Source organism: Microbispora sp. NPDC046933 (assembly GCF_040644635.1).
In the GTDB taxonomy this organism is placed as follows: domain Bacteria; phylum Actinomycetota; class Actinomycetes; order Streptosporangiales; family Streptosporangiaceae; genus Microbispora.
The window spans coordinates 48,641-66,796 of record NZ_JBEYWW010000019.1 but is presented as its reverse complement, the minus strand read 5'-3'; the positions used below and the strand labels follow the sequence as shown (position 1 = coordinate 66,796).

General features: G+C 70.2%; 19 protein-coding genes and 4 tRNA genes. 11 read left to right on the top strand and 12 right to left on the bottom strand.

What is annotated here, in order from left to right; genetic code table 11:
- Window positions 1-555: 555 nt before the first annotated feature.
- Window positions 556-1,167 carry a hypothetical protein gene (locus ABZ857_RS24730; RefSeq protein ID WP_357046606.1) on the top strand — a complete coding sequence of 204 codons (612 nt, stop codon included), beginning with the start codon at window positions 556-558 and terminating at the stop codon, window positions 1,165-1,167.
- A 282-nt stretch (window positions 1,168-1,449) separates the two neighbouring features.
- Complete coding sequence (locus ABZ857_RS24725) at window positions 1,450-1,677, top strand: PASTA domain-containing protein (protein ID WP_357046604.1); 228 nt, start codon at window positions 1,450-1,452, stop codon at window positions 1,675-1,677.
- Between the two features lie 158 nt (window positions 1,678-1,835).
- On the opposite strand, the gene ABZ857_RS24720 is transcribed toward ABZ857_RS24725, so the two are convergent.
- The 3 genes from ABZ857_RS24720 to ABZ857_RS24710 form a co-directional block, all read right to left on the bottom strand.
- On the bottom strand, window positions 1,836-2,066 hold the full coding sequence (locus ABZ857_RS24720) for a hypothetical protein (protein WP_357046602.1): 231 nt from the start codon (window positions 2,064-2,066) through the stop codon (window positions 1,836-1,838).
- Between the two features lie 164 nt (window positions 2,067-2,230).
- Window positions 2,231-2,464 carry a hypothetical protein gene (locus tag ABZ857_RS24715; protein WP_357046600.1) on the bottom strand — a complete coding sequence of 78 codons (234 nt, stop codon included), beginning with the start codon at window positions 2,462-2,464 and terminating at the stop codon, window positions 2,231-2,233.
- A gap of 8 nt (window positions 2,465-2,472) precedes the next feature.
- Complete coding sequence (locus tag ABZ857_RS24710; protein ID WP_357046599.1) at window positions 2,473-2,763, bottom strand: DUF6247 family protein; 291 nt, start codon at window positions 2,761-2,763, stop codon at window positions 2,473-2,475.
- A gap of 84 nt (window positions 2,764-2,847) precedes the next feature.
- Here ABZ857_RS24710 and ABZ857_RS24705 point away from each other — a divergent pair, with 84 nt between their 5' ends.
- Entirely contained in the window at window positions 2,848-3,456 is a 609-nt protein-coding gene (locus ABZ857_RS24705) for a hypothetical protein (protein ID WP_357046597.1), read from the top strand.
- A 108-nt stretch (window positions 3,457-3,564) separates the two neighbouring features.
- Here ABZ857_RS24705 and ABZ857_RS24700 read toward each other — a convergent pair.
- A tRNA-Val gene (locus ABZ857_RS24700) sits at window positions 3,565-3,639 on the bottom strand.
- Between the two features lie 465 nt (window positions 3,640-4,104).
- Between ABZ857_RS24700 and ABZ857_RS24695 the strand changes: the two genes are divergently transcribed.
- A complete protein-coding gene (locus ABZ857_RS24695; protein WP_036329836.1) occupies window positions 4,105-4,521 on the top strand; it encodes an SsgA family sporulation/cell division regulator in 417 nt (138 codons plus the stop codon).
- Window positions 4,522-4,524: 3 nt separating this feature from the next.
- Here the strand turns inward: ABZ857_RS24695 and ABZ857_RS24690 are convergent, their stop codons facing one another.
- A complete protein-coding gene (locus ABZ857_RS24690; protein WP_357046596.1) occupies window positions 4,525-5,205 on the bottom strand; it encodes a DUF305 domain-containing protein in 681 nt (226 codons plus the stop codon).
- Between the two features lie 83 nt (window positions 5,206-5,288).
- Here ABZ857_RS24690 and ABZ857_RS24685 point away from each other — a divergent pair, with 83 nt between their 5' ends.
- The gene (locus ABZ857_RS24685) at window positions 5,289-6,680 is read left to right on the top strand and encodes a hypothetical protein (RefSeq protein WP_357046594.1); all 1,392 of its coding nucleotides are present in this window, start codon (window positions 5,289-5,291) and stop codon (window positions 6,678-6,680) included.
- A 3-nt stretch (window positions 6,681-6,683) separates the two neighbouring features.
- On the opposite strand, the gene ABZ857_RS24680 is transcribed toward ABZ857_RS24685, so the two are convergent.
- The 3 genes from ABZ857_RS24680 to ABZ857_RS24670 are packed head-to-tail and all read right to left on the bottom strand — an operon-like array spanning window position 6,684 to window position 9,497.
- Entirely contained in the window at window positions 6,684-7,514 is an 831-nt protein-coding gene (locus ABZ857_RS24680) for an aminotransferase class IV (protein WP_357046592.1), read from the bottom strand.
- 15 nt (window positions 7,515-7,529) lie between these two features.
- The gene (locus ABZ857_RS24675) at window positions 7,530-8,555 is read right to left on the bottom strand and encodes a chorismate-binding protein (protein WP_357046590.1); all 1,026 of its coding nucleotides are present in this window, start codon (window positions 8,553-8,555) and stop codon (window positions 7,530-7,532) included.
- A gap of 36 nt (window positions 8,556-8,591) precedes the next feature.
- Window positions 8,592-9,497, bottom strand: a complete 906-nt coding sequence (locus ABZ857_RS24670; RefSeq protein ID WP_357046588.1) for a LysR family transcriptional regulator — start codon at window positions 9,495-9,497, stop codon at window positions 8,592-8,594.
- 100 nt (window positions 9,498-9,597) lie between these two features.
- Here ABZ857_RS24670 and ABZ857_RS24665 point away from each other — a divergent pair, with 100 nt between their 5' ends.
- Complete coding sequence (locus ABZ857_RS24665) at window positions 9,598-10,818, top strand: NAD(P)-binding domain-containing protein (protein WP_357046586.1); 1,221 nt, start codon at window positions 9,598-9,600, stop codon at window positions 10,816-10,818.
- A 4-nt stretch (window positions 10,819-10,822) separates the two neighbouring features.
- On the opposite strand, the gene hutH is transcribed toward ABZ857_RS24665, so the two are convergent.
- The gene (hutH, locus tag ABZ857_RS24660; RefSeq protein ID WP_357046584.1) at window positions 10,823-12,370 is read right to left on the bottom strand and encodes a histidine ammonia-lyase; all 1,548 of its coding nucleotides are present in this window, start codon (window positions 12,368-12,370) and stop codon (window positions 10,823-10,825) included.
- 61 nt (window positions 12,371-12,431) lie between these two features.
- Window positions 12,432-13,256: a helix-turn-helix domain-containing protein gene (locus tag ABZ857_RS24655; protein WP_357046582.1), complete on the bottom strand. Its 825-nt coding sequence runs from the start codon at window positions 13,254-13,256 to the stop codon at window positions 12,432-12,434.
- A 149-nt stretch (window positions 13,257-13,405) separates the two neighbouring features.
- Between ABZ857_RS24655 and ABZ857_RS24650 the strand changes: the two genes are divergently transcribed.
- The 5 genes from ABZ857_RS24650 to ABZ857_RS24630 all read left to right on the top strand — a co-directional run bounded on the left by ABZ857_RS24650 (window position 13,406) and on the right by ABZ857_RS24630 (window position 15,947).
- A tRNA-Gly gene (locus ABZ857_RS24650) sits at window positions 13,406-13,477 on the top strand.
- A gap of 28 nt (window positions 13,478-13,505) precedes the next feature.
- A tRNA-Cys gene (locus ABZ857_RS24645) sits at window positions 13,506-13,576 on the top strand.
- A 14-nt stretch (window positions 13,577-13,590) separates the two neighbouring features.
- Window positions 13,591-13,665: transfer RNA gene (locus ABZ857_RS24640), tRNA-Val, on the top strand.
- A gap of 417 nt (window positions 13,666-14,082) precedes the next feature.
- The gene (locus tag ABZ857_RS24635; RefSeq protein WP_357046580.1) at window positions 14,083-15,615 is read left to right on the top strand and encodes an MFS transporter; all 1,533 of its coding nucleotides are present in this window, start codon (window positions 14,083-14,085) and stop codon (window positions 15,613-15,615) included.
- Window positions 15,616-15,626: 11 nt separating this feature from the next.
- The gene (locus ABZ857_RS24630) at window positions 15,627-15,947 is read left to right on the top strand and encodes a hypothetical protein (RefSeq protein WP_357046578.1); all 321 of its coding nucleotides are present in this window, start codon (window positions 15,627-15,629) and stop codon (window positions 15,945-15,947) included.
- Here ABZ857_RS24630 and ABZ857_RS24625 read toward each other — a convergent pair.
- Window positions 15,921-17,894 (bottom strand): hypothetical protein, encoded by a 1,974-nt coding sequence (locus ABZ857_RS24625; RefSeq protein WP_357046576.1) that lies wholly within the window; start codon window positions 17,892-17,894, stop codon window positions 15,921-15,923. The genes ABZ857_RS24630 and ABZ857_RS24625 overlap by 27 nt on opposite strands.
- Window positions 17,881-18,093, bottom strand: coding sequence for a hypothetical protein (locus ABZ857_RS24620; protein WP_357046575.1), 213 nt, complete (start codon window positions 18,091-18,093; stop codon window positions 17,881-17,883). Before ABZ857_RS24620 ends, ABZ857_RS24625 begins: the two co-directional genes overlap by 14 nt.
- Between the last annotated feature and the right edge of the window lie 63 nt (window positions 18,094-18,156).

Below are 18,156 nucleotides of genomic sequence, written 5' to 3'. Positions count from 1 at the left end.
CTGGAGCCGACGCCGGCCACCTGAGAGGCGAGCGACCCGGCGCCCATGGTCGTTGTCACGCATTTTCGTCACCCAGGCGGAGGACCGGCGGCAGAGTGACCAACGTTGCCGCTGTACCTCGCCATGAACCCGATCTGACGTCAGGCCGTCCCGTCGGCTCCGGTTGGCCTCACTCGGCCGGCTGCCGCATGCGTCGGCGAACGCGTTGAATGCGGGTCGTGCCGCTCTCTTGACCATCGGGCCCGAGATCCATGCGCCGCCTGAGTGAGTACTGCACAAACTCACCGAGCGGCGCGTCGCTCCACTTCTTCCACGGACTTCGGCCGTCGCGTCAGAAGGCGCTCCTCCGCAGCCGCCTCGGCGACTTCGTCGACGAATCCCTTGGCCGCCTCAAGCACCAGGCTCGCTTGCCGGCGGTTGGCCCGGTGGAAGCGGAGGGTAACCCGCTAACACTTGGGCATCAGCTGCCAACCCTCCGCTACAGGACAGCGTCTACGCCTCGTCCATCCCTCAAGCCCCAGGAGATGCCCCATGCTTTTCAGTCGCATGGCTCGTGTGAGCACCGCCTTGCTCATCGCCTGCATGGCGTGGATCGTTCCCGCCTCCGCTGAGGCGGCTTCGCCCCCTCCTCCGATCAAGCTGCGCGCCTTCCAGGGCGAGGGAGATGACGTCGTACGGGTCAGCGCGACGAAGCTGCGCGGTATCGCCACGATCAAGCACACCGGGGAGGCGAACTTCGCCGTCTGGAGTATCGAGCCGTCCGGGAAGAACAGCGACCTTCTCGTCAACCATATCGGCGACTACTCCGGCACCGTCGTCGTCAACATCTATCCGTGGATGAAGTCCGGGGGTTTCAAAATCGAGGCCGACGGCGCCTGGACGTTGAAGTTCGCGCCGATCTCCTACGCGCCGCTGTGGAAGCCCCTCACGGTGAAGAACGTCGGCGACAAGGTTTTGAAGCTGGCCCAGCCCACCAAGGGGTTCCACACGCTGCGTTACGCGCACTCAGGCGAGTCGAACTTCGCCGTGTTCGCGATCCCGGTCTCGGGGTCCGCTGAACTGCTAGTCAATAAGATCGGCCGCGTGTCGGGCAAGGTCACCATTCCCTCCGGCACCAAGTACGTGTGGGTGCAGGCTGACGGGAAGTGGACGCTCACCCGTAAGTAGCCCGCCTGGGGGACCTCTCGGCCGCCCCTCCTCGTGGGCGGCCGGTACCTGCTAACGATCACGTCTCACCCCGTGGACCTGGTGTGACCCCTCCGGGCGCGCCATCCGTTCACGGAGACGTCCCAGACGGTGAGGGACGGCCACAGTGGAGACCACACCGGCCGTGCCGGGTGAGGAGCCCACCAAGCAGCAGACGGAGCAGCCGGTCGCCGACGTGACCACCGAGGCGGCTACGCAGGCACCGTCCGACCTTCCGACAGAGCAGCCCGCAAAGCCCCTGCCGTGGGGAAGGCGGTTCTCCCCGACGTGGTCGGCATGAACCTCCAGGCCGCGCAGGACACCATGCAGGCCGTCGGCTTCTACGTTTTGGACGACCAGGACGACACCGGGCAGCACCGCCTGCAGGTGTTCGACCGGAACTGGGTGGTGACGAGACAGGAACCCCCAGCGGGCAAGAAGGTGCCGACCGACACCCTGGTCGTACTGTGGGCGAAGAAGCACGGCGAATGAGACCGGCGCGCGTCGGCTGCCTCAAGCCACCGCTCCGGCAGCACACGCAAGATTCCCGCCGGGTCGTCCTCGGCGCGATGCAGCGGCTCAGCCTTCCAGGCTCTCAGGCTTCTCCGTGTTCTCATCTGTCTCCTGCGATCCCCACAGAGCGCGAAGACTCATAGGGCGCGCGCGCCCACGCGAAGCAGCACCAAACCGTCGTCGTCCCATTCGGAACGCTTCTGTGGCGGCGGCAGCTCCACGCCCGCCAACCCGGCCGGAGAGGAGAACTCCGCGCGAAGCTGGTCGACGAGTTCCTCGGCGCGTTGAACCGTCAGCGCGAGATCGTCCGGAGGCTCGACGCCGAGGCCGAGGACGGCCGCGCCCTCATCAGTGATCGTGATGATCACCCCACGATGGCGCCACATCGCCGACGTGCCATTGAAGCGGCGTTGACCTGGCTGGACCGTCCACGAACGTCCGTACGGTTCTACGGGCGTCCGTGGCCGTTGTCACCCAGTTCGTCGCCCAGGCGGACCACCGGACGCAACGCGGCTTGCCGCTACGTCTCGCGTTACCCCGCCCATGTCACATTGAAGATCGTGATGAGCTCCTCGGCCTCGTCCACCTTGAAGTACATGACGCCGAAATCCCCGAAGGTGCTCATGCGGAATTCAGGCTCGTCCTTGTAGAGGGCGCGCGCATCCCAAGGCTCTTCCACGAGATCCGTCGTGCGCGAGATCAGAGCATCGAGCGCTTCTCCTGGGAGGCCCTTCATCTGAGACGACGCCGCCACGTGAAGCTTCACGCGGTAGCTCATCGACGGTCGGCCCAACCAGGAAAAGCATCCTCCATCGAAACGAACTCACCGCGCCGATTCTCACGAACCGCTTGCTCGGCGCGGGCGAAGTCCGGATTGGACACCGCAGCTGCGTGTAGCCGCCACACACGCAACAACTCACGAAGTTGCTGGAACCGCCATACCTCGTGGGCCGCATCCAACGCGCTGTGGTACTCGCTGAGAAACTGCTCGTGCCACCGCTCCGGCAGCACACGCAAGATCTCCGCAGGGTCGTCCTCGGCGTGATGCACCGGCTCAGCAGTCATGCCATCAGGCTACCGCCGCAGCCTGGGGCACCCCGAATGTTCCGCCACATCGATCAACTCACGTCGTCCCGGCAGACTGTCGGCATGCGCAAGGATGATCAACCTGCAGACGTCGAGGCCCTCCTCCTCGAGCCCAACTCGCAGATCCGCGCCTCCCAGGACGAGTCGGCATGCGGTGCGGGCCCCTGGGCGGGTGGAGCCGAGGCCGTGGAGGGCTACCTGCGCCGGGTGGTCGCCGATCTCAATCGAGTCCCCGGACTAGTGGTTGAGCACGCGGAGTTCGGACACTACGGCTCCGGCTACGCGTCATTTGTGGACGTCTTCCTGACCCGGCGAGACGGATCCGCGCGTCGCGTCGCTCCAGACGGCTATACGACGGTTGAAGGATTGTCAGTGGCGTTGTGCCGCCTCGCCCCGATCGCCTGCATCCTGTCGCCCGGCGAGCGCTCCCATCACCCCGACGGTCACGAATGCCACTCCATGCCATGGCTCGATGCCGTCACCGACATGCCGATCCCCGGATGGGAGGAAGGCTGCGGACAGATCTCCCAGGTCCTGGATCGGCACCGCATCACTCTCGTCGGCCCTCACCTCCTCAGCCGGCCGGCCTTGCCCCACTTGAAGATCGACACGAACCTCGGCGACGGGCCGCACTATTCGATCTTCGACGTCTGGTTCCACTGGATGGGCTGACGCCGCGACCGATCCATGGAATGCCGGGTCACCAGAACGGTAGTCACTCAGGCAAGACGAAAGGCCGACCCGCTGGACAGCGGCCCGGCCTTCTTAGCTGCACGAACTTGGTGGGCGATACTGGGATCGAACCAGTGACCTCTTCGGTGTGAACGAAGCGCTCTCCCGCTGAGCTAATCGCCCGGGATCGTCTGCGCCTCGCGGCGCCGACGGGGAAAACCATACCGCACTCGAGGGGGTGATGGCGAAAGCACGGCCCGGTCGGCTCGATCGTCCCGCCTTCGTCAACACCTTCGAAAGGTTCGCCAGACCGTCCCCGGCGTGGGGGTGTGGTGTCATAGCATCGTGATGCTCCATGCTCGACCTATACGCACGACCTGAGATCATTCGCCCGCAATGGCATCGCCGGCGCGGCCCCGCCGACACGCAAAGCAGAGGTAAGGACAAGCCTGTTGGTGATGTTTGAGCTGGTAGATGACCGAATGTCAAGCTGTGATGTGCGTTACAGAAGGGCCTGGAGGCGGAATCTTTCCTACGGGTCTCTTCGTTCGCCTCGTAGCACGAGCGCCCGGCGAGGCCCGACCGCACAGTGAAGACGCAGTGAAAGCCCCTGACAGGGGACCCGACGACGAAAAGGTTTGGCTGACGATGAACAGCACCACCGTCTCTGCCGAGCTAGGCCTTCGGCTTGTGGTCCCCGACCGTACGACCGTCCCCCTGCTCGCCGGCCTGAGCTACACGGCTGAAGATCCGTACGCCATCCGGATGGCCTTCCATGTGGGGAATGACGAGCCGGTCGAGTGGATCTTCGCCCGCGAGCTGCTGACCGTGGGCATCGTGCGGCGCGTCGGAGACGGGGACGTCCAGGTGTGGCCGGCCCGGTCGGACGGCGAGCGAACGCTCAACATCAGTCTCACCTCGCCCTTCGGGCAGGCCCTCTTCGAGGTGCCCCTGGCCCCCCTCACCGAGTTCCTGCACCGGACCTACGAGCTCGTCCCCGCTGGACGTGAAACCGACTTCATGGACCTCGACGAGGAGCTGACCAACATGCTGTGGAGCTCCTGAGGACTAGCCCAGCCTCCGCTGGATCCCCCGCATCCGCGCGATCTCGATCTGCTGGCCGGAGACGACATCCTGGGCCATCGTCCGCATGGCCCGGTCCCGTCCCCGGCGCAGCTCCTGCGCCGCCATGCTCACCGCGCCCTCGTGGTGCCGGATCATCAGCGTGAGGAACAGCCTGTCGAAGGCGCGTCCCCGTGCCGTCCGCAAGCGGTTCAGCTCCTCCTCACCGGCCATGCCGGAGCCACCGGCCATGCCGGAACCACTGGTCATGCCGGAGCCGGTCGCCGTGCCGGAGCCGCCCATCCCGTGTCCGCTCGTTCCGTGGTCGTGCGCGGGCGGCGGCGTGCGGCCCAGCCCCCGCAGCCACGACTCCATCACCGCGATCTCCGGGCCCTGCCCGCTCACCACGCGGTTCGCCACCGCCGTCACCAGCGGGTCGCCGGTACGCGCCGCGGCCAGCCCGGCCATCTCCAGCGCCTGCCGGTGATGCGGGATCATCGCCTCGGCGAACCTGACGTCCGCCGCCACCGGTCCTGCCTCCGCCGACGGCCAGGTCTCCAAGGCCGAACGGGCCGGCGGGGAACCGGTCTGCCCGGGAGCGCCGGGGACGATCACCGGGGCGTCGGCGCGTGCCGGTGGAGCCACCCCGGACGAGCAGGCGGCCAGCGCCGGCGCAACTGCCAGCACAACCGTTACCAATCCGGTCCACACCGGCCGCGGGCTCGACATAACTTCCATAGTGGGCGATGATCCGCGGACATGGGGGCGATGTGAGCAGACCGAGGCTGAAGGCCGTGCTGGTGGCGTCCGTTCTTCTCCTGGCCCCGGCCTGCGCCGAGCCCGCGCCGTCCCCCACGGCCGCCCCGACCGCCCCGACCGCCCCGACCGGCATCCCGGGCCAGGACGAGATCAGGCACAGCCCCAACATGAAAGTGGTCGCCAACGTCCCCCTGGCGGCGCCGTTCGACGGCCCGGACGACTGGGGGACCGACATGGCCTTCCAGGGCCGCTACGCGTTCGTGGGCAACTATGCGGGCTTCACGGTGCACGACATCGGCGACCCCGAGCACCCGAGGGCCGTCGCCCGCGTCGAGTGCCCCGGCGGCCAGAACGACGTCTCGGTCTCCGGCGACCTGCTGTTCCTGTCGGTGGACGAACCCCGTACGGACGACACCTGCGCGAGCGACATCGGAGATCCGGCGGCCGCCGGGGCGTGGGAGGGCATCCGCGTCTTCGACATCTCCGACAAGGCCCACCCGCGTTACCTGAAGTCCGTACGCACGGAGTGCGGCTCCCACACCCACGCCGTCGTGCCGGGCAGGGACGCCGGCACGGTCTACCTGTACGTCTCCTCCCCCGGCCCGGAGCCGGGCACCCCGAACTGCCCGCCGCCCCACCAGAACATCTCGATCGTGGAGGTCCCCGTCGGGGACCCCGGCAAGGCCCGGGTCGTCGCCAAGCCCGAGCTGTTCGCGGGCAGGCCGGCGGGCGAGCAGGCGAGGGGCGGCTGCCACGACATCACCGTCTACCCGGAGAAGGACCTGGCCGCGGGCGCCTGCTTCGGCGACGGCGTCCTGCTGGACATCTCCGACCCGGTACGCCCCAAGCTGCTGCAGACCGTGCGCGACGAGGAGAACTTCTCCATCTGGCACTCGGCGACATTCAACAACGAGGGCACCAAGGTCGTCTTCAGCGACGAGATGGGCGGCGGGATGGCCGCCACCTGCCTGCCCTCGGTCAGCGCGACCAAGGGGGCGGACGCGATCTACGCGCTGACGCCGGAGCGCAGGCTCGTCCGGCAGGGCTACTTCAAGATCCCCCGGGCCCAGAGCGCCGAGGAGAACTGCGTGGCCCACAACGGCTCGCTGGTGCCCGTCCCGGGCCGCGACGTGATGGTCCAGGGGTGGTACATGGGCGGAGTCTCGGTCTGGGACTTCACCGACTCCGCCCACCCGCAGGAGATCGCCTACTTCGAGCGCGGGCCGCTGGCGCCGGGTCTCCACCTCGGCGGCTCCTGGTCGGCCTACTACTACAACGGCTACATCTACTCCAGCGACATCACCAAGGGCCTCGACGTGCTGCGCATCGACGACCCCCGCACCGACCCCGCCAAGGCCGTGCGCCTGGAGGAGCTCAACGCCCAGAGCCAGCGCTCGTACTGAGGATCACGGGTCGAGGTCGGCCGCCGAACGCTCGGCGAAGACCTTCATGGCCTCCAGCGTGACCGGCCCGGGCGCCTGCGGCAGCACCTTCCCGTCCACGGCCCTGATCGGCTGGATGTCGCGGGTCGTGGAGGTGAGGAACGCCTCCTCGGCCTCGTACAGCGCCGAGATCGGCACGTCGGCCTCCTCGCCGCCGCACCATTCGAGGGTGAGCGCGCGGGTGACGCCGGCCAGGCAGCCGGAGGAGAGCGTCGGGGTGACCAGGCGCCCGCCGGTGACGATGAAGATGTTGCTCCCGGTGCCCTCGCACAGGTTCCCTGCGAGGTTCTCGAAGATCGCCTCGGCGCCGCCGCGCTCCTTGGCGTACGCCAGGGCCTTGGCGTTGTCGCCGTACGAGGTGCTCTTGACGCCGGCCAGCGCGCCGCGCTCGTTGCGGGGCCAGGGCACCACGACGACGTCGGCCGTGGCGGGGAACGGCGCCTGCTCGCCCACGATGACGATCGCGTTCGTGCCGGTCGCCCCCCGGTCGGAGCCGAGCGGCCCCGGGCCGCTGGTGTAGGTGATCCTGATGCGCGCCAGCGGCCACTTCGGCGCGGCCGCCAGGCAGCGGCGGACACCGTCGGCGATCGCGGCGAGGTCGGGCTCGGGCAGGTCCATCCGCTTGGCCGACAGCGCCAGCCGGTCGAGGTGGCGGGTCAGCGCGAAGGACTCCCCGTTCACCGCCTTGACCGTCTCGAACACGCCGTCGCCGACCATCAGCCCGTGGTCGTACACCGAGACCACGGCCTTGTCGGGCTCGTACAGCTCCCCGTTCACCCAGATGGGTACAGACATCTCCTGCTCCGTTCGTTACCGATATCGCGGCCCGTCCCCGCCCCGTCCTCCGGAGGCGAGGCCGATGAGCCGGGCGGCCTTGAGCTCGGTCTCGTGCCATTCCCGCCGGGGGTCGGACCCCCAGGTGATGCCCGCTCCCGTACCGAACCGGATCGTGTCGTGCTCGATCCAGAAGGTGCGGATGCCGACCGCCAGCGCCCCCTCGCGCCGGTCGGCGTCGACCCAGCCCACGGCCCCACAGTACGGCCCCCGCGGCTCCGGTTCGAGCTCGTTGATGATCCGCAGCGCCGACGACTTCGGCGCCCCGGTCACCGAACCCGGAGGGAAGGTGGCGGCGAACAGCTCCGGCCAGCCGACGCCGCCGGCGAGCCGCGCCCGCACCGTGGACACCAGGTGCACGAGCCCGGGGTGCTCCTCGACCGCGAACAGCGAGGGCACGGTCACAGAGCCTACCTCCGCCACGCGGCCGAGGTCGTTGCGAACGAGGTCGACGATCATCAGGTTCTCGGCGTAGTCCTTGTCGAGGAGATCGTCGGCCGTCACTCCGGTGCCCTTGATCGGCCGGGACTCGACCACCTCGCCGCTCCTGGACAGGTACAGCTCCGGCGAGGCCGACACGACCGTCAGCCCCGGCACGCCGACCACCGCCGCGTACGGCGCGGGGTTGCCCTCGGCGAGCCGTACGGCGAGGGCGAGGGGGTCCACGTCCGGCGAGGGCAGCGGCGCGGACAGGACACGGCAGAGGTTGGCCTGGTAAACCTCTCCCCGCTCGATGTAGTCCCTGATCCGCTGGACGCCCCGCTCATACCCCTCACGGTCGAGGGAGGTGGCCCAGACGTCGCGGGCGGGTCCCCGCCACGGGCCGCGCGCCCGGGGCAGCGGAGCGGGCCGCACGGTGTCGAACCGCGCGCAGACGACCTTCCCCTCGTACGACACGGCCACCGCCCACCAGCCGGAGCCGTCGAGGGCGGTCAGGTCGGTGGTCAGATCGCGCAGGCCGGTGGCCAGATGCCCCCCAACGTGGGCGAAGGCGTCGTACACGTGTCCATTGTCGCTCCCCCGGCGGGCGGAGCGCGATCAGGCGGGCGAGCCCTGGGGACGGGAGGCGGAGCCCAGCAGCGCCAGCAGCGCGCGGGCGGCCGGGAGCGGGGCCGTGCGCGGCAGGGCCGCGTACACGGTGCGGCGCGGCGCGAACTCGCCGAGCGACCGCAGCGCCACGTCCCGGCGTACGGCGGGCGCGGCCATGGCGGGCACCAGCGTCACCCCGAGCCCCGCGGCCACGTAGCCGAGCTTGCCGGTCCACTCCCCGATCCGCAGATCGACCCTGGGCGCGAAGCCGGCCCGGGCGCAGGCGGCGCCGAGCATGGTCACCGTGCCGGGCGGGGCGCCCTCGATCCAGCTCTCGTCGCGCAGGTCGCGCAGGTCCACCTTCTCGCGCCGGGCCAGCGGGTGATCGGCGGGGAGGGCGACGAGCAGTTCGTCCTCCATCAGGCGGGTGACCTCCACCTCGGGACCCGCCCCCAGACCGGAGGGGTAGTCGCTCACCACCGCGATGTCGATCTCCGCGCGACCCAGGCCGTCCATGAGCGCGGTGCTGAGGCCCTCCACCATGCTGACCGCCACCTCCGGGCGGGACGCCCGCAGCTCGCGCAGGGCGGCGGGGACCAGCACGGCGTTGGCCGTGGCGAACGCGCCGACCCGCAGGCGCCCGCCGCTGCCCTGGTGGATGGCGGCGAGCTCCTCCCCCGCCCGGCCGAGCCGCTCCAGCACCTCCCGGGCGTAGCGGTGCAGCGTACGGCCCGCCGGCGTCAGCCGTACGCCCCGCGGCAGCCGCGCGAACAGCGGGCCGCCCGCCTGGGCCTCCAGGGACGCGATGCGCCGGGACACGGCTGACTGGGTGTAGTTGAGCTGCACCGCGGCAGCCGTGAACGACCCGGTACGGGCCACGACGTCGAGCAGCACAAGCGCGTCGGTGTCGAACATGCTCCATCCGTGAGGGCGAGGAATCCATGAGCGAAGGGAATGGGTGCCATGCAATCTAGTCGCTGGTGGAATGACTTTTTCCTCCCATAACGTCCAGGACATGATTGCTTTTCTTGGTTTGGGGCGCATGGGCGTCCCGATGGCGGGCCGTCTCATCGCCGCCGGCCACACGGTGGCCGTGTGGAACCGTACGCCACGGGAGGTGCCGGGCGCGGAGGCGGCCCCCTCCCCCGCCGCGGCCGTCGCCGGAGCGGACGTGGTGGTGACCATGCTGAGTGATCCGGAGGCGGTGTCCGAGGTGGTGCGGGCGGCACTGCCGGGGCTGCGGCCGGGGTCGGTGCTGGTGGAGATGTCCACGATCGGTCCCGACGCGGTGCGGCGGCTGCGCGGCCTGCTCCCCGAGAGTGTGGGCCTGGTCGACGCGCCCGTGCTCGGCAGCGTGGGCCCGGCCGCCGAGGGCACGCTGGTCGTGCTCGCCGGGGGCCGGCGAGTGGACCTCGACCGGGTGTCGGACGTGCTGCGGGTCTTCGGGACGGTCCACGAGGCGGGCGGGCCGGGATCGGGCGCCGCGACCAAGCTCGCCGTGATGAGCGCGCTGGTGACCGCCCAGGTGGGGCTGGCGGAGACGCTGGCTTACACGGACGCGCTCGGGGTCGGCCGCGCCGCCCTCCTGGACGTCCTCGGGGCGACGCCCCTGGCCGGGCTGGCGGAGCGGCTGCGGCCGGTGGTCGAGTCGGGGCCGTTCGAGACGAGGTACGCCCTCGGCCTGGCCGCCAAGGACCTGCGGCTCGCCACCGAGGGGCCCGGGGCTTCCCAGACGGTGACCGCCGCCGCCCGGGACCTGCTCGCGCGGGCGGCGGCCGCCGGGCTGGCGGGGCAGGACCTGACCTCCGTCGTCCCGTTCGCGGCGTCCCGGGCGGCGGAAACGCCCGCCCCGAAGGAGGTGCGCGCGGTCGACCCGCCCTCCGTCCCGGCGACCAACGGGTACTACTCCCACGCCGTACGCTTCGGCGACCTGCTGTTCGTGTCCGGCCAGGTGGCACTGGACAAGGACGGGAAGGTCGACGGCGAGGGCGACATGACCCGGCAGTCCGAGGTCGTGATGGAGAACCTGGGCCGGATCCTGGCCGACCAGGGCTCGTCTTTCGACCGGATCCTGCACATCAGGACGTTCGTGACCGACATGGACCGGCTGCCCGAGTACGCGGCGGTCCGCAGCCGTTTCATCACCGGTGAGCCGCCCGCCAGCACCACCGTGGAGGTCGGACGGCTGTTCCGGCCGGGGCTGATGATCGAGGTCGAGGTGGTCGCCGCCCTCTGAAGCCTCAGGCCAGTGGGCCGACGGCGGACTCCGCGGCGGTGACCACGGCGCCGCTCTCGACGAGCCGGGCGACCGTCTCGATCTCCGGCGCGAGGAAGCGGTCGGGTCCCGGACCCGCCACCGACTCGCGCAGCGCCGCGACCACCGCGCCCGTCCCCGGCGCGGGCGCGTACGGCCTGCGCAGGTCGAGCGCCCGGGCGGCGGTCAGCAGCTCGATCGCGAGCACGCGGGTGAGCCCGTCGACGGCGCGGCGCAGCTTGCGCCCGGCCGACCAGCCCATCGAGACGTGGTCCTCCTGCATGGCGGAGCTCGGGATCGAGTCCACGCTCGCCGGCACCGCCAGCCGCTTGAGCTCGGACACGATCGCCGCCTGGGTGTACTGCGCGATCATGTGCCCGGAGTCCACCCCCGGATCGTCGGCGAGGAACGCCGGGAGGCCGTGGCTGCGCGCCACGTCCAGCATGCGGTCGGTGCGCCGTTCGGCGATCGAGGCGAGGTCGGCCACCGCGATGGCCAGGAAGTCCAGGACGTACGCCACCGGGGCGCCGTGGAAGTTGCCGTTGGACTCCACCCGCCCGTCGGCGAGCACGACGGGGTTGTCGATGGCGCTGGCGATCTCGCGGGCGGCGACGGCGGACGCGTGCGCGAGGGTGTCCCTGGCGGCGCCGGCGACCTGGGGGGCGCAGCGCAGGGAGTAGGCGTCCTGGACGCGGGTGCAGGAGCCGTCGCGGTGGGAGGCCATCACGCCCGAGCCGGCGAGCAGCGTCCGCATGTTGGCCGCCGCCAGGGCCTGGCCCGGGTGGGGACGCAGCGCCTGCAGGTCGGCCGCGAACACGTAGTCGGTGCCGAGCAGCGCCTCCACGCTCATCGCGGCGCCGATGTCGGCGGTCGTGAGGAGCCGGGACAGGTCGTGCAGCGCGAGCACCAGCATGCCGAGCATGCCGTCGGTGCCGTTGATCAGCGCCAGCCCCTCCTTGGCGGCCAGCTCGACGGGCTCGACGCCGTGTTCCTTGAGCGCCTCCGCGGCGGGCCGCAGGCGTCCCTCGGCGTCCCGTACGACGCCCTCACCCATAATCGTCAGGGCGACGTGGGAGAGCGGGGCGAGGTCGCCCGAGCAGCCGAGGCTGCCGTACTCGTGCACGACCGGGGTGAGCCGGGCGTTCAGCAGGGACTCCAGCACCCGGGCCGTGGCCGGGCGCACGCCGGTGTGCCCGGTGGCGAGCGTACGCAGGCGCAGCAGCATCATGGCCCGCACGACCTCGGTCTCCACCTCGGGCCCGGAGCCCGCCGCGTGCGAGCGGATGAGGCTGCGCTGGAGCTGCGCACGCAGCGAGGGATCGATGTGCCGGGTGGCGAGGGCGCCGAAACCGGTGGAGACGCCGTAGGCCGGGGTGTCGGCCTCCGCGAGCTCCTCGACCCTCCCCCGCGAGGCGGCCATCTCGGCGATCGCGTCGTCCGTCAGGCGGATCTGTGCGCCGTACCTGGCGACCCGGACCACGTCGTCGAAGGCGAGCGGTCCGGGGCCGACGGCCACGACCTCGTTGTCGTGCATCGTCCCACTCTTTCACGTCGTGCTGCTCGCGCCTGCGCGCGCGGCGAGTAACTAGCGTATCTCAGGTTAGGTCCTTACATCCAAAGGTCTCCTCCAGCCCTTCCCGTCCCGCGCCGGTCAGCCGCAGGGCGCGGGGCACGGTGCCGCGCACCAGCCACTCCCGGGCCAGGAGCCGGTCCAGGACCGCGGCGCCGAGCGCCCCGCCCAGATGCGGCCTGCGCTCCAGCCAGTCCAGGCAGTCGGGGGCGAACCTGCGGCGCGCGTGACGCACCCGCTCCACGTCCACGCCCAGCCCTGTCAGCGCCTCGGCGCCGCTCGCGGTCAGCAGGCAGCCGCCGTCGGCCTCGACCAGATGTCCCTCGCGCACCAGCGCGTCGTACAGTTCGACCCCCACCCGGCCGGCCAGGTGGTCGTAGCAGCTGCGCGCCTCCCGCAGCAGCCGGGCCTGCCGCGACTGCCGCAGGGACCGTACGGCGACGCGCCCGCTGATCCGGGCCAGGACCTCCAGGGTGCGGGCGACATCGGGGCCGGCGAGGCGGTAGTAGCGATGCCGTCCCTGTTTGACCACGGTCACGAGGCCCCCGTCGAGGAGCCGGGCCAGATGGGAGCTCGCGGTGGGGGCGCTCACGCCCGCGATCCGGGCCAGCTCCCCCGCCGCCAGCGCCCTGCCGTCGAGCAGCGCGGTGAGCATTGCGGCGCGGGCGCCGTCCGCGATCAGCGCCGCGACGGGCGCGATGTCGGCGTCCCCCGCGATCTCGGCGTGCGCTGCTATCTCGGCTTTCCCTGTGATCTCGGCGTGCGCTGTGATCTCGGCCGTGCCGGGCTCGGGAGCGATCCCGGCGGGGCCGGAGATCGCGTCGTGTGTGCGGTCATGCGTCACGGACATGGTTCGACGCTAACGCGAGGACGGTTCGACGTGGCTGGAAGCATCGGCCCGGACTCGCGGCGTGAGCAGGGAGAACGCCGCTGATTTGGGGAGTCGGCGGGGGATTGGATAAAGTCTTCCCGTGAGCCCGGCCGGACAGAGCCGGGGACGCGGAAGTGGCTCAGTGGTAGAGCATCACCTTGCCAAGGTGAGGGTCGCGGGTTCGAATCCCGTCTTCCGCTCGGAGCTTGACACTGTGCAGCTTGACACGGTGGAGTGGCCGAGAGGCGAGGCAGCGGCCTGCAAAGCCGCGTACACGGGTTCAAATCCCGTCTCCACCTCTTGGTTCATCCAAGGGCGATTAGCTCAGCGGGAGAGCGCTTCCCTGACACGGAAGAGGTCACTGGTTCAATCCCAGTATCGCCCACCAGGCAGTACGGCAGAGGCCGGATTCCCCAGGAATCCGGCCTCTTGATCGTTCAACCGGCATCCCGGCGCCCGGCGGGGAACAGGCTCGGGGCCGCTTCCGCGTCGCCATCGAACCCCCACCGCCCGGCTCCGGCGGGATCGTGCCGCCCCCGGGAAACCCGCACCGGCCCTGGAACCAAGATCCGCCGGTACATACCCGGTCCGACGCAATGTAAAGCGATTGCACCATTTGCGAGATGCTGTCGCATAACATCACCACTCGCCCCGACTGGGACATTTAAGGTTACTTAAATAGCAAGCTCGCGAAGCACGAACGCGTCTTTGGGCATGACCACTATCGCTACACTTCCCTATCTGGGTGGTCGATCCGTGAGGCATGGCAGCCCACCTACTATGAGCGAAGCGGTGGGATCCAGCGATGCACGGTGTGGCCCGGCGGCCTGGTCGCCCGAAGTTGGGGCGCAACTTCGGGCTACTGTGGTCGGGGTCCGTCATATCCCTGGTCGGAACGGTCAACACCACCGTCGCGGTTCCTCTTGTGGCGCTCATGCTCACCGGGTCCGCGTTCGACGCCGGTCTCGCCGGCTTCGCCGGAACCCTGCCCCGCCTCGTCATGCATATTCCCGCCGGCTTCATCGCCGACAGGGTGGACCGTCGCAAGGTGCTGGCCGTCGCTCAACTCGGGCGATTCGTGGTGGCCGTATCTCTCGGATTCGCACTGCTGTCCGGGAACTGCACGATCCAATGGCTGATCGCGGGGGTCGTCGTCGAGGGTTCCTTCGCCGCCTTCTTCGAAATCGCCGAGATGTCGATAGTGTCCCAGGTCGTCCGGAGAGAGGATCTGGATGAGGCCTCGGCACGCAACGAGGGCCGGAATTTCGTGGCGACCCTCTCCGGACGTCCCCTCGGCGGCGCGCTCAGCGCGCTGGGCGGAGGCTTCCCCTTCTTCGCCGCGGCGGGGGCGTTGCTGGTTTCGACGGGTCTCTTCTTCCGGCTCGGCCGGCGTGATCCACTCGTTCCGCTCCCGCCGCGCGACCGGAGCACGGGGTTCCGGCGTCAGGCAGCGGTCGGCTTCGGGATCCTCCGGCACGATCCGTTGCTCCGCCGTACGCTGGCGATCTGCGCCCTCACCAACTTCCTGTTCCAGGTCGTCACCCTCAACGTGATCGTGATGGCCAGGCAGGACGAGGCCTCGCCGGCCCTGGTGGGCGTCCTCCTCGCGGCCTCGGGGATCGGCGGTCTGCTCGGTGCCTCGTTCGCGCCCAGGCTTCTCGGGTGGCTGAAACAGCCCGGCAAGGCCGTCCTCGCGTGTGTGACCACCTGGTGCTTCGCGTTGTGGGTCTTCGTCATCGTGCATCATCCGCTGGGCTGGCTCGCCGCCTGGGCGGCGGTGGGATTCACCGGGTCGCAGATGAGCGTGTTGCGCGGGACTCACCAGGCGACCGTCGTACCACCGGAATGGCAGGGCCTGGTGAGCGGCTTCAACCAGTTCCTGACCCAGGGCGCCGTCTTTCCGCTGGCGCACATTCTCGGCGGCGGTGCGATCGAGTCCCTCGGCCCGGGGACGATCGCCACGGCCACCGCCGGGACGGCGACCGCTCTCCTGGCGCTGACGCTCATTCGAGGATGGCAGAAGCTGCAGTGGGGCGACAAGAGCCTGCACAAACCCGGGCAGGCGCCGGAGTTCCTGGAGAGTTCGGAATCGTTGTACCCGGAGGGTTCTGAACCGTTGCGCCCCGAGGGTTCCGAACCGTTGTGCCCGGAGGGTTCGGATGTGAGCATGGGCCAGTGCTCTGGATCGGCCTTATCACCTCCGTCATCACCGGCGCGAGCGCTGTCCTGGCCGTGGTCGCGACCCAGTCGGCCACAACGCGACGCGAAGCCGCGGCCAGGGAGCGAGACCGGCAGGACGCCGCAGATCGCGAGCGCAGGGAGTGCCACGAGCGGCTGATCGAGGCCGCCATGAAGCTGCGTGCCCACTTGGAGTTCATCGGGAGAGCACGCTGGCCGGACATGGACGCGCGGCTGGCGCGGTTGGAGGAGCTGGCCACCGAGGTCTCCGTGGCGTCGGGAATCATCGCCCGGCTCGAAGCCCCGGACACCAGCAGAGCGGCACGCACCCTGTCGAAGATCTGCGTCGAGCTGGCCGCCGAGGTGGCCGCCGCGGTCGGTCCCGAGGGGGAGCTGCGAAGCCGGATTCCCTTCGGGCCGTTCGACGAACGACTGGACGAGTTCCTCGCACTGGCCGGCCGCGGCTCAGCGGTCGTGCCTGTGGTCGAGTAGGCGCCTGGCCGACTCCTTCTGCCGCGGTGACAGGGGCGGCTCGGTGGCGGCGATCGCCTGCCGGGCCAGCTCGGCCGCCTTGTCGAAGTCGCCGCTGAGAGTCTCGACCCGGGCGGCGTAGAGAAGAGCCGGCCCGTTCGTCGGCCCCTCCGCCACGACGGCGTCGACCTCGCGCTCCGCCTCCGCGGGGCCGAGCTGTTCGAGGGTGGCCAGGGCGAGCGCGCGGGCGGCGCGGGTCGCCGGCCAGGTGCGGCTGCTCACCCGCCGCAGATCACGCATGGCGTCCTCGGCCCGGCCCTGCTCGGCGTTGAACTCCCCGCGCGCCCGCAGAGCCGTCAGCTGGTCGCCCTCGTCGCGTAGAACACTGTCGAGTTCGGTCATCGCCCGGCTGCGGTGATCGGTCAGCCAGAGCGCGCGCGCCAGTTCGGTGCGCAGGGCGAGGTCCCGCGGCAGGAGGCTCTTGGCCTCCTCGAATTTGCGCACCGCCGACGTGAGCTCGCCCATCTGGGCCATCACCTGCCCGATCGCGCTCAGCATGCGGCCGGCCGCCCCCGCCTCACCCAGGTCGGCGTGACACTGCAGCGCGAGCCGATACCAGGACAGCGCCTTGTTCGTGTGCTGCCGGGCCTCTTCTTCCCGGTACGCGCGCTCTTCGGGGTTGCCCGCATCGGAGAGAGCCGCCTGCGCGGCGCGGGAGCGTTCGATCTGGATGTCGCCGAGCAACGTGTGGACCTCGGCGATCGATGTGGCTTCTGCGAGCTCCAGGGCGTGGAACGCCTGCCGTTCCGCGCCGTCCAGGTCTCCCGCGGCCAGGGCGGCGACAGCGGATTCCAGACCTCCCCGCCGGTCAGAAGGATCGGCCGGGAGCGGCTGGGTGAGCGCGGCCCGGAAGTCGTTGTGCAGGAGCCGTATCCCGTCGCCCAGAACCGATCGCAGGAGATGCTGGTCCTCCAGGGCGTGCACGATCGGGTTGCTCATCCCCGCGGTCTCCGTCGTCCCCTGTTTCGCGGCGTGTCCGTCCGCGAAGGCCGCGACGGCCCACGCCCGTATCGAGTCGGGATCCCGCCCGAAGGCGTCGGCCACCCGGGTGATGGCGGTGCTCACGAAACGCGCGAGAGCGGTCCCGCAGTCGGCGAGCCTGAAGACGTGTTCCGGGCCGATGACCTGGACCGTCGGGGGAAGGCTCGCCCAGAGCCACTGGCAGACGACCTGCAGGACGACCGGCTCGACGGCGTCGCCGCCCAGCTGGTCGAGGAGCTGAACGGCGGCCTGCGGAGTGAAACGGCGCGTGGTCGCCTCGGCGGGGCGGTGGATCGCCTCGATCGCCGCCTGCGCGCTCAGGGGTCCGAGCGTCAGCCACGCGGCCCGGCCGGCGAGCGCGCCGTAGTGCCCCAGGTCGTCGCGCCGGCTCTCCCGGACGACCAGGAGCAGCCGTAGCTCCGGATGGGTGTCGAGCGCGTCGACGAGTTCCTCGGCGAAAGGCTCCCGGAACTGGGCCCGGTAGGGACCGTTCAGGAAGAACTCCTCGAACTGGTCGACGGCGATGAGCAGGGGGCCGGGCTGCCGGCGCAGCAGGCGGGTCACGTAGTCCGTCAGGCTCATGCCCGCCAGAGCGCCCACGGGTTCCAGCGGCGCCAGTGTGGTGAGCAACGAGAGCGTCCAGGGGTTGTGACCGGACGGAAGGGCCGCGACCGGACCGCCGATGAATCGGCCCACCCGTCCGACGCGCGCGTGCGGGAGCCCCGGGAGCACGCCTGCCTGGAGCAGCGACGTCTTACCCGATCCGGTGTCGCCGCTGAGGACCGTCAACGGAAACCGTGACCACAACCGGGTCAGTTCCCGTGACTCCTCGGCGCGGCCGAAGAAGACCGCGGCGTCGTCCGCCTGGAAAGGGGTGGCTCCGGGGTAGGGATGCCGTTCCCTCCCAGGAGCGTCATGAGCGATCATCGGCCGGTTCGGCCCCATCGCGCCGCGCCAGACCGGCGACGGACTGGAAGTTGGCGACGGGCGCCGCCGACTTGGTGTCGGCGAGAATCCTCTGCAACGCGAGGAACAGGGCGGAGTCGTCGCAGCTGTCCAGTGTTTGCGGATCGAGCTTCGGCAGGCCGATCGACCCCGAGCGCTGAATAACGGCCTGTTCGAACACGACGACCACTCCCGCCCGACTTAATCCGAATGACAGGTCCCGAGATCCCATAGACCGCATCTA